10 protein-coding genes are annotated in these 9,961 nt (G+C 71.0%); 3 read left to right on the plus strand and 7 right to left on the minus strand.

The annotated features are described in order from the left end of the window. The 4 genes from KBX39_RS12710 to KBX39_RS12725 all read right to left on the minus strand — a co-directional run. Window positions 1-240, minus strand: a 240-nt coding sequence (locus KBX39_RS12710; RefSeq protein ID WP_210870613.1) for an undecaprenyl diphosphate synthase family protein, incomplete at its 3' end; no start/stop codon positions are given. 31 nt (window positions 241-271) lie between these two features. After that, window positions 272-1,432 carry a geranylgeranyl reductase family protein gene (locus KBX39_RS12715; protein WP_210870615.1) on the minus strand — a complete coding sequence of 387 codons (1,161 nt, stop codon included), beginning with the start codon at window positions 1,430-1,432 and terminating at the stop codon, window positions 272-274. A 36-nt stretch (window positions 1,433-1,468) separates the two neighbouring features. Beyond that, window positions 1,469-2,314 carry a hypothetical protein gene (locus KBX39_RS12720; protein ID WP_043326642.1) on the minus strand — a complete coding sequence of 282 codons (846 nt, stop codon included), beginning with the start codon at window positions 2,312-2,314 and terminating at the stop codon, window positions 1,469-1,471. A gap of 40 nt (window positions 2,315-2,354) precedes the next feature. Then, window positions 2,355-4,196, minus strand: coding sequence for a phosphoenolpyruvate carboxykinase (GTP) (locus KBX39_RS12725; protein WP_113972039.1), 1,842 nt, complete (start codon window positions 4,194-4,196; stop codon window positions 2,355-2,357). A gap of 491 nt (window positions 4,197-4,687) precedes the next feature. Between KBX39_RS12725 and KBX39_RS12730 the strand changes: the two genes are divergently transcribed. Continuing rightward, window positions 4,688-5,224 carry a GtrA family protein gene (locus KBX39_RS12730; protein WP_043330644.1) on the plus strand — a complete coding sequence of 179 codons (537 nt, stop codon included), beginning with the start codon at window positions 4,688-4,690 and terminating at the stop codon, window positions 5,222-5,224. 62 nt (window positions 5,225-5,286) lie between these two features. Then, window positions 5,287-5,979 carry a GtrA family protein gene (locus tag KBX39_RS12735; protein ID WP_043326646.1) on the plus strand — a complete coding sequence of 231 codons (693 nt, stop codon included), beginning with the start codon at window positions 5,287-5,289 and terminating at the stop codon, window positions 5,977-5,979. 63 nt (window positions 5,980-6,042) lie between these two features. On the opposite strand, the gene KBX39_RS12740 is transcribed toward KBX39_RS12735, so the two are convergent. Both KBX39_RS12740 and KBX39_RS12745 read right to left on the minus strand, forming a co-directional pair. Next, the gene (locus tag KBX39_RS12740; RefSeq protein WP_043326648.1) at window positions 6,043-6,612 is read right to left on the minus strand and encodes a PH domain-containing protein; all 570 of its coding nucleotides are present in this window, start codon (window positions 6,610-6,612) and stop codon (window positions 6,043-6,045) included. Between the two features lie 142 nt (window positions 6,613-6,754). Next, on the minus strand, window positions 6,755-7,627 hold the full coding sequence (locus KBX39_RS12745; RefSeq protein ID WP_043330645.1) for a biotin--[acetyl-CoA-carboxylase] ligase: 873 nt from the start codon (window positions 7,625-7,627) through the stop codon (window positions 6,755-6,757). A 72-nt stretch (window positions 7,628-7,699) separates the two neighbouring features. Here KBX39_RS12745 and KBX39_RS12750 point away from each other — a divergent pair, with 72 nt between their 5' ends. Continuing rightward, entirely contained in the window at window positions 7,700-9,283 is a 1,584-nt protein-coding gene (locus KBX39_RS12750) for an acyl-CoA carboxylase subunit beta (RefSeq protein ID WP_069087137.1), read from the plus strand. A 43-nt stretch (window positions 9,284-9,326) separates the two neighbouring features. Here KBX39_RS12750 and KBX39_RS12755 read toward each other — a convergent pair. Beyond that, window positions 9,327-9,961: hypothetical protein (locus KBX39_RS12755; protein ID WP_210870618.1), on the minus strand; the 635-nt coding region annotated here is incomplete at its 5' end.

The raw sequence follows: 9,961 nt of genomic DNA on the forward strand, positions 1-9,961 counted from the left end.
GGTGGATAGCAGCCCCAGCGTTACGTGCCCGACACCGGCCGCGTCGCACCAGCGGAGCAGCTCCTTGATCCGCTCGGCGCCCATCCGGTGGCCGTCGTTCGGGTCGACGAAGCCCATCTCCCGGGCCCATCTGCGGTTGCCGTCGCACATCACGCCGACATGCGCGGGTACGGGCTTGCCCGCGAGCTTCGCCGTCAGCCGGCGCTCGTACACGGAGTAGAGGAGTTTCCGCAGAGTCATCACCTTGCAGGGTAGCGACCCGTGAGAAAGATCAGTGTCTCGGTGGCGTATCAGCCGACGGCGAGCCGGTCCGGCGCGGTCGCGGCACCTCAGCGGCGATCGCCGCGAGCGTGCGGGCGTCCAGCCGCCCGTCGCCGAGCCCCAGCTCCACCACGGTGCGGTAGACCCGCTCGTCGCGCCCGGCCGCGCCGACCACCGCGTCGACCACCCAGCGCCGACGCGCCAGCCAGGCCGCCGCCGAGCTGTGCCGCAGGTGGGTGCCGAGCCGGGCGCGCAGCGCGGCGGCGTACCCCCGGGCGGCCTCGGCCGGACTGCCGGTCGCCGCCGCGCCGGCCAGCGCCCCCGAGCGCAGCGCGTAGAAGATGCCCTCGCCGGTGAACGGGTTGATCAGCGACAGCGCGTCCCCGGCCAGCACCACCCGGCCCCGCCCGGGCGCCGGCCGGTGGGTGGACAGCGGCAGGTGGTGCGCGCGCAGGCCGGTCACCGTGGCCGGGTCGACTCCGGGCAGCAGCGCGGCCATCCGGTCCAGCAGGTGCGCGCGGCTGAGCGGCTCGCCGCGCAGCACCTCCCCGTACCCGACGTTCGCGCGACCGTCACCGATCGGAAAGACCCAGGCGTACGCGGGCCAGCGCGCCGCCGAGGTGACGATGAGCTGTTCGGGCGGCCCGGGCGGGGCCGGCGCGTAGCCCCGGATGGCGAGCGCCAGGTGCCGGTCCGGGTTGACCGGGTGCCCGAGCGCGCGCCGGACCACCGAACCGGCGCCGTCCGCGCCGACCAGCGCCCGCGCGGACAGCTCACCGTCGAGCACCACCCGGTCGGGAGCGATCTCCACCCGGCGTACGGTGTGCCGCCGCAACTCCGCGCCGGCCGCCACCGCCGCCGCCACCAGGCGTGCGTCGAACACCTGGCGGGGCACCGTGTACGCGGGCCGGGGCAGCGGCCGGGCGACGGTGCCGCCACCGGGTGCGACCAGGCGCAGCGCGGGCAGGGGCGGGTAGCCGTCGACGGCCCCGGTCACGCCCAGCTCGTCGAGGACGTCCAGCGCGTGCGCGGCGATGCCGTCCCCGCACGCCTTGTCGCGGGGGAAGTCGGACCGGTCCAGCAGCAGCACCCGCGCCGCCCCGGCCCGTCGTGCGCCGAGCGCGGCGGCCGCTCCCGCCGGCCCCGCCCCCACCACCACGACGTCCCACACCCCCTCATCCTCCCCCGCCGGCCCCCACCCCGGGCATCAACGGGACCGGGTGGCCCGGTACAGCGACCAGACGCAGAGGGCTGCCGCCGTGACCAGGGGGGCGCCGTCGCGGATCAGGCCGTCGGCGCCGAGCAGCCACCAGCACAGGGGCAGGTCGATCGCGAGGACGCCGAGGGTGACGGCCACCAGGCCCTTCCGCGCCCACGCCTTGTCGCGCAGCAGGAACGCGGTGCAGAACAGGACGGCGTAGCTGACCGCGATGCCGGCGCCGAACCAGAAGATCAATGCCGGTACGGCGGCGAGCCGCCCGTCCAGCACGGCGCCGGTCGCCACCAGCGCCGGCACGAGCATCAGCGGGCTGTAGGTGAACGCCGCGACCCGGGCGGTGAGCAGCCAGCCGTTCGCCTGCGGACGCTTCGGCGTCATCTCCCGCCAGGCGATCGTCCCGCCCTCGACGACCAGGCCCTTGCGGTGCCGGACCAGGTGCGCGCGGATCGCCTCGGAACGGTAGAGCAGCACCACCACGGCGACGCAGAGCGCGGTGAGCACGGCGAATCCGATCAGGCCGGGCAGCGCGGGCACCCCCTGCCGGGGCACGATCAGCCGCCCGACCGCGAAGATCGTGGTCACCGCCAGGATCAGCCCGAACGGCCGGGCGCCCACCCGGCCCTTGTTCACCTGCCCGATCAGCAGCAGGAAGCCGAGCGATCGGAGCATCGCCCAGCCGGTGCGTACGGCCAGACCGAACTCCTGCTCCGGGGCGTACCAGTAGTTGAGCAGCTCGACCACGACGGTGGCCGCCGCGGTCACGGCGAGCAGCGTGGTCAGCGCCCGGACGGCGGACGGCCGCCGGACCTCGACAGGTTCAGCGGCCGTCCTCATGGCATCCGATGTTGCCCGGCGCGGGCAACAGGCACACCTGTTACTTCTGCGGCTCCGCGTCGAGGCGGGCGCGCAGCGCGTCCAGCTCGGCCCAGAGCACGCCGGGGAGCTTGTCCCCGAACTTCTCGAACCACTCGGTGACCAGCGGCAGCTCGTTGCGCCACTCGTCCGCGTCGACCTTCAGCGCGATCCGGACGTCCTCCGGGGTCATGTCCAGACCCTCGACGTCGAGCGCGTCCTGCGCCGGGACCATGCCGATCGGCGTCTCCACCGCCTCGGCCCGGCCCTCCAACCGCTCGATGACCCACTTGAGCACGCGGGAGTTCTCGCCGAAGCCCGGCCAGAGGAAGTTGCCCTCGGCGTCCTTGCGGAACCAGTTGACGTAGTAGATCTTGGGCAGCTTGGCCTCGTCGCCGTCCGCGCCCTTGCCCATCTCGATCCAGTGCCGGAAGTAGTCGCCGGCGTTGTAACCGATGAACGGCAGCATGGCCATCGGGTCACGACGCACCACGCCGACCGCGCCGGAGGCGGCGGCGGTGGTCTCCGAGGAGAGCGTGGCGCCCATGTAGACGCCGTGCACCCAGTCGCGGGCCTCGGTGACCAGCGGGATGGTGTCCCGCCGACGGCCGCCGAACAGGATCGCGTCGATCGGCACGCCGTTCGGGTCGTAGTAGTCGTCGGCCAGGATCGGGCACTGGGTGATCGGGGTGCAGAAGCGGCTGTTCGCGTGCGAGGAGAGGTTCTCGCTCTCCGGCGTCCAGTCGTTGCCCTTCCAGTCGATCAGGTGCGCCGGCGGCTCACCCATGCCCTCCCACCAGATGTCGCCGTCGTCGGTCAGCGCCACGTTGGTGAAGATGGAGTTGCCGCGGTCCAGCGTCCGCATGGCGTTGGCGTTGGTCTTCCAGTCGGTGCCGGGGGCGACACCGAACAGGCCGTACTCCGGGTTGATCGCGTAGAGGCGGCCGTCCTGGCCGAACCGCATCCAGGCGATGTCGTCGCCGATGGTCTCGACCTTCCAGCCCGGGATGGTCGGCTCCAGCATGGCGAGGTTGGTCTTGCCACAGGCGGACGGGAAGGCGCCGGCGATGTGGTAGACCTTGCCCTCCGGCGAGGTGATCTTGAGGATCAGCATGTGCTCGGCCAGCCAGCCCTCGTCGCGCCCCATCACGCTGGCGATACGCAGCGAGTAGCACTTCTTGCCCAGCAGCGAGTTGCCGCCGTAGCCGGAGCCGAAGGACCAGATCTCCCGGGTCTCCGGGAAGTGCGAGATGTACTTCGTCTCGTTGCACGGCCAGGCCACGTCCTGCTGACCCGGGGCGAGCGGCGCGCCGATCGAGTGCAGCGCGTGCACGAAGTCGGCGTCGTCGCCCATCGCCTCCAGGATCGCCGACCCCATCCGGGTCATGATCCGCATGGAGGCGACCACGTACGGACTGTCGGTGATCTCGACGCCGAACATGGGGTTCTCGGCCTCGATCGGACCCATGCAGAACGGGATGACGTACATGGTGCGCCCGCGCATGCTGCCGCGGTACAGCTCCGTCATCGTCCGCTTCATCTCGGCCGGCGCCATCCAGTTGTTGGTGGGGCCGGCGTCCGCCTCGTCGACGGAGCAGATGAAGGTGCGCTCCTCCACCCGGGCGACGTCCGTGGGGTCGGTACGCGCGTAGAACGAGTTGGGCTTCTTCTCGGGATTCAGCCGGATGAGGGTGCCGTTTGAGACGAGCTCGTCGGTGAGGCGGCGCCACTCCTCATCAGACCCGTCCACCCAGACCACGCGGTCGGGGGTGGTCAGTTCCGCGACCTCACGTACCCAGGCCAGCAGCTTGGGGTGGGACGTCGGGGCCTGATCGATACCCCGAACAGCAGCCGGAGCAACCATGTCACTTCTCCTTGTGGTCGACGCTGACCGATCTATGGGGTGCACGAGTTCTGGCGGGCAAGTACGCCGCCTCGTGGAAACCTGGGATTGGGCTCAGCGTAAACCGGACTGCCTCGCCAGTCAGTGGGACTGGTTGTGAAGAACTGCACAAGGTACGGCCACGCTGCGGCTTCACGATCTGATACCCGCTTTCGCGCGCAGTTTCACGCAAATCCTGCGGTGAACCTTCGACGGCCCGCTCCGTCCCCGGAGTGACCGCGACGCCCGATCGCGGGGAAGCGTACGAACATGTCGTGAAAGACGATTCCGTGATGGGCTCCACAGATTCACACAGCGGGTTACCCTCTGCTCACGGACATCGAGAACGGGCGACAGATCCCCGACCCGGGCGGCCCGGCCGCGAGGGCCACGACGAAGCCGTCGTGGCCGACTCGCCGTTGCGGTCCGCCCGTGTACCCCACAACCGGTACTCTCGGCGGGTGGCCGCGACGATGACCGGGGACCAACCGGGGGCTCCGCAGACCCGTCGGGGTCCGATCGGAGCACTACTCGACCGTTTCGGTCACCTGATCCACGAGTTGAGCAAGTTCGCCACCGTCGGCGGCTTCGCCTTCGTGGTCGACTTCGTCCTCTTCAACTTCCTGTCCAGCGGCCGGGACATGCCGCCGCTCGCCGCGAAGACCATCTCCACGGTGATCGCGGCGACCGTCGCGTTCCTCGGCAACCGGTTCTGGACCTGGCGGCACCGGCAGCGCTCCAACCCGGCCCGGGAGTACGCGCTGTTCTTCTTCTTCAACGCGGTCGGTCTCGGTATCGCGGTGGCAAGTCTCGCGGTCAGCCACTACGGGCTGGGCGCGGTCTGGCCGGCGGTGTTCCAGACCCCACTGGCCGACAACATCGCCAGCTTCATCGTCGGCACCGGCCTCGGGACGCTCTTCCGGTTCTGGTCGTACCGACGGTTCGTCTTCGTCGACGCGGGAACACCACCCGTTCCGGCAACGAGCCACGACCGAGAGTCCGGGGCGTGACGAACCGCCCATCCCGACCCGCCGGGCCGAGCCGGCCCAGCCCACTGCCTAAGGTGTTCCGCATGCCTGGAGTCCGTCTGCTGCCCGAGCGCTGGCAGAAGTTCATCCACGAGGCGCTCAAATTCGGCATCGTCGGCGGCATCAACACCGTCATCAATTACGCGGTGTTCAATGCCCTGGCACTCACGGTTTTCCGCGACGGTCAGCTGAAAGCGACCGTGATCGCGACGATTGTCGCCACGATCACGTCGTATCTGATGAATCGTCACTGGACGTACCGGGATCGGCCGAAATCGGCACTCCGGCGGGAATACGTCCTGTTCTTCCTTTTCAACGGCGCCGGCCTGGTCATCGAACTCGGCGTCCTGGCCCTGGCCAAGTACGGCCTCGGCGTACACGGACTGCTGGCGCTGAACGTCGCCAAGACCATCGGTGTCCTGCTGGCGACGCTGTTCCGCTTCTGGTCCTACCGCACGTTCGTCTTCCAGCCGGTGCCCAAGCACGCCGAGGAGACCTGGCACTCGGTGCCGCGTGACGAGTGGGACAACGTCGCCGAGATGGACCCGGTGGCCGAGCTGGCCGAGTCGGTGAGCGAGCTGGAGGAGGAGGAACCTCCCCCGGGCGCCGGGCGACCCGACTACGCGCCGCCCCGGGGCCGTCCGGCACCTGCTGACGCCGGGCTCGGGGGCGCGCTCGGCGCCGACCTGGACGCCGAATTCGCCGCCGAACTCCAGCCCCGCCGCGCGCGCCGCTGACCGACGAAGAGGGCCGGCACCTCCGCTTCCGGGGGTGCCGGCCCTCTTCGGTCGGCGGCGCGGTCAGGGCTGGTCGCGCAGGGACTTGCCCTCGGCCATGTCGGCGAGGATCTCGCGCATCTCGTCGTCGCCCAGGCTGTGCTTGTCGTGGTGCGCCTCGACCAGCTCGTACAGCTTCGTCTGCACCCGGTCCACGCCCGGCACGTCGTGCAGCACCGACTGGCCGCGCTCACCCGCCGACTCGATGGTCAGCGTGCCGCAGCCGAGCAGCCGCTCCACGAAGCGCTGGTTCATGGCGTGGTCGTTGATCCGGGTCAACGGCAGGTCCCGCCGGTTGCGCGACAGCACCCCCTGCTGGAGCAGCACGCGCTCGTTTGTGAACAGGTAGTGCGTGGTGCGCCAGACCAGGAACGGCCACAGAGCCAGCCACAGCACCAGCGCCAGGGCGACCACCGCGAGGGCGTAGAGCGCGATGGTGCCGCCGCTGCCGTCGGGCAGCAGAATCCAGCCGGCGACGACCGCCGCGACGGCGAGCACGAGCACCAAGACCGGCCGGATCAGGGCCTTCCAGTGCGGGTGCAGGTGCAACACGACGTGCTCGTCCTCGGTGAGCACGTCTTCGGGGAACGCCACGGGGGAACCTCCTCGCAGAACAGGACGCGCTGACCGTAACCGGTCGGCGCATCCCGTCGGCATCGGCCGCGCGGGCGGCTGCCCGTGGTTGTTAAGAGGGGGCCCTTCCTCTACCGGAGGCGTTAAGAGGGGGCCCTTCCTTTCACCGCAGGTGCAGCACGTCTCCCGCGGCCAGCCGCAGCGTCTCGGCATTCGTCTCCACCAGGAGCTGCCCGTCGGCGTCCACCCCGGTCGCGGTGCCGTGCGCCTCGCTGCCGTCGGGCAGCAACACCCGAACCTGGCGACCGATGGTGGCGCACCCGGCCAGGTACGCCTCGCGCAGCCCACTGGCCTCCGCATCACCTCCGGCGTCACGCCAGCGCTCGTACCAGTCGGCGAGCGAGCGCAGCAGCGCCCGCAGCAGCGGGTCCCGGTCGGTGGCGGTGGCGCCGGCGAGCTGGAGCGAGGTGGCGGGCAGCCCGGTCGGGTTCTCCGGCAGCTCGTCGGCGCGCAGCGTCACGTTCAGCCCCACACCGACCACGATCGCGGGCGGCCTGTCGTTCTCCCCCGGCACCGCCTCGGCCAGCACGCCGGCGCACTTCGCGCCGTCCACCAGCAGGTCGTTGGGCCACTTCAGCCGCGCGTCCAGCTCGGCCAGCAGGCGTACCGCCTCGACCAGCGCGACACCGGCGAGCAGCGGCAGCCACCCGTACCCGGTGACCGGCACCGGCGCCCAGCCGCGCTCGGGGACCGCCTCGCCGGGCCGCAGCAGCACGCTCGTGGCGAGACCGGCGCGCGGCGGCGACTGCCAGACACGGCCCCGACGGCCCCGGCCGGAGGTCTGCCGCTCGGCGACCACCACCAGGCCCTCCGGCTCGCCGCCCCGCGCCGCGGCCACCGTGTCGGCGTTCGTCGAGCCGGTCTCGGCCAGCAACTCCAAGCGTCGCCAGGGCCCGTTCGGCGCGACCAGCGCGCGCCGCAGCCGGGCCGCGGAGAGCGGCGGTCGGTCCAGATCCGTGTACGGCGAGCCGGGCATCACGCCAGCCTACGGCCCGGATGAGGCGTACTGCACAGCCTCAGACACCTGAACCATCGTTATATTCCACGGGTGACTACCGAGACCGGGTTCAACATCCACACGACCGCCGGCAAGCTGGCGGACCTGGAGCGACGGCTCGACGAGGCGGTGCACGCCGGGTCGGCACGCGCGGTCGAGAAGCAGCACGCGCGGGGCAAGAAGACCGCCCGCGAGCGGATCGAGATGCTCCTCGACGAGGGATCGTTCGTCGAGCTGGACGAGTTCGCCCGGCACCGCTCGACCAACTTCGGGCTGGAGAAAACCCGCCCGTACGGGGACGGCGTGGTGACCGGCTACGGCACCGTGGACGGCCGGCAGGTCTGCGTCTTCTCGCAGGACTTCACCGTCTTCGGCGGCTCCCTCGGCGAGGTCTTCGGCGAGAAGATCGTCAAGCTGATGGACCTCGCCATGAAGATCGGGTGCCCGGTCGTCGGCATCAACGACTCCGGCGGCGCGCGGATCCAGGAGGGCGTCACGTCCCTCGGGCTCTACGGCGAGATCTTCTTCCGCAACGTGCGGGCCAGCGGCGTCATCCCGCAGATCTCGCTGATCATGGGCCCGTGCGCGGGCGGCGCCGTCTACTCCCCGGCGGTCACCGACTTCACCGTCATGGTCGACCAGACCTCGCACATGTTCATCACCGGCCCCGACGTGATCAAGACGGTCACCGGCGAGGACGTCGGCATGGAGGAGCTGGGCGGCGCCCGTACCCACAACACCCGCAGCGGCAACGCGCACTACCTCGGCACCGACGAGGAGGACGCGATCGAGTACGTCAAGGCGCTGCTGTCGTACCTGCCGTCGAACAACCTGGACGAGCCGCCGGTGTTCGACGCGCCCGCGATCCTCGACGTCACGGATGAGGACCGGGAGCTGGACACGCTGATCCCGGACTCGGCCAACCAGCCGTACGACATGCACCGGGTCATCGAGCACGTGCTCGACGACGGCGAGTTCCTCGAGGTGCAGCCGCTGTACGCGCAGAACATGGTGGTCGGTTTCGGTCGCGTCGAGGGGCGCCCGGTGGGCGTGGTGGCGAACCAGCCGATGCAGTTCGCCGGCACGCTCGACATCGCCGCGTCGGAGAAGGCGGCCCGGTTCGTACGCACCTGCGACGCGTTCAACATCCCGGTGCTCACCTTCGTGGACGTGCCCGGCTTCCTGCCCGGCACCGGCCAGGAGTGGGACGGCATCATCCGGCGCGGCGCGAAGCTCATCTACGCGTACGCCGAGGCCACCGTCCCGAAGGTCACAGTCATCACCCGCAAGGCGTACGGCGGCGCGTACGACGTGATGGGCTCCAAGCACCTCGGCGCCGACCTGAACTTCGCCTGGCCGACCGCACAGATCGCGGTGATGGGCGCGCAGGGCGCGGTGAACATCCTCTACCGCTCGGAGCTGGCGAACGCCGAGGACCCGGCCGCGGTCCGGGCCGAGAAGATCGCCGAGTACGAGGACACGCTCGCCAACCCGTACATCGCCGCCGAGCGCGGCTACGTGGACGGCGTGATCCCGCCGCACGAGACGCGTACCCAGATCGTGCGGGCGCTGCGGGTGCTGCGGACCAAGCGCGAGACGCTGCCGCCGAAGAAGCACGGCAACATCCCGCTGTAGTACGTCGGGTGCCCCCGCCGCCTCGGTAGCGGGGGCACCGGCGTCAGCAGCCCGGGTTCGTGGCGCGGCACAGCCGCTCGGCCGCGACCCGGGCCAGGTCCCGCAGTGTCACCTCGTCGCCGCCCGGTCCGGTGCTCAGCACCGTGACGAGGTCACCGACCCGCACCACCACCTGCTCCTTCGGCGGGGTCCCGTCACCGAGCCGCGCCCCGGTGTCCAGCCGCCGGCCCTGCCCGACGGCGTGCCGCACGAGCACCGACTCGTCGCCGGCGAAGCCGCTGTCGACCGTCTGCCAGGAGTGGACGACCTCCGCCTGGACCCGCTTGCCCTTCAACTCCACCGGGCCGGTGAACCGCCACGTGCGGCAGGGCGCGAGCAGCGCGGGCAGCTCGTCGAAGAGCCGCTCGCCGTCCCGCGGCGCCAGCCGGTGCACATCCTGCAGGACCACCGCCTGCGGGGCCGACTGGTCACCGGCGCCCGGCCGCTTCCGCAGGAGGGTCACCGACCGCGAGTAGCGGGACTTCACCCACTCCGTCCGCAGGCCCTGCTCCTGCCGGCAGACCTCCAGCATCTTGTCCAGCTGGATCTCCTCGTCGAGGCCGGAGTCGTTCCACGGCGTGGTGCCGGCCGGCCGCACGTCGGACGGGTGCAGCTGCGCCTCGGCGGGCACCTCCGTGG

Source organism: Micromonospora sp. D75, from assembly GCF_018070405.1.
GTDB lineage: Bacteria > Actinomycetota > Actinomycetes > Mycobacteriales > Micromonosporaceae > Micromonospora > Micromonospora chalcea.

Excerpts from the sequence above, each read along its gene's own strand:
- KBX39_RS12720 (WP_043326642.1), bottom strand. The coding sequence starts at position 2,314 with ATGAGGACGGCCGCTGAACCTGTCGAGGTCCGGCGGCCGTCCGCCGTC.
- KBX39_RS12725 (WP_113972039.1), bottom strand. The coding sequence starts at position 4,196 with ATGGTTGCTCCGGCTGCTGTTCGGGGTATCGATCAGGCCCCGACGTCC.
- KBX39_RS12730 (WP_043330644.1), top strand. The coding sequence starts at position 4,688 with ATGACCGGGGACCAACCGGGGGCTCCGCAGACCCGTCGGGGTCCGATC.
- KBX39_RS12735 (WP_043326646.1), top strand. The coding sequence starts at position 5,287 with ATGCCTGGAGTCCGTCTGCTGCCCGAGCGCTGGCAGAAGTTCATCCAC.
- KBX39_RS12745 (WP_043330645.1), bottom strand. The coding sequence starts at position 7,627 with ATGCCCGGCTCGCCGTACACGGATCTGGACCGACCGCCGCTCTCCGCG.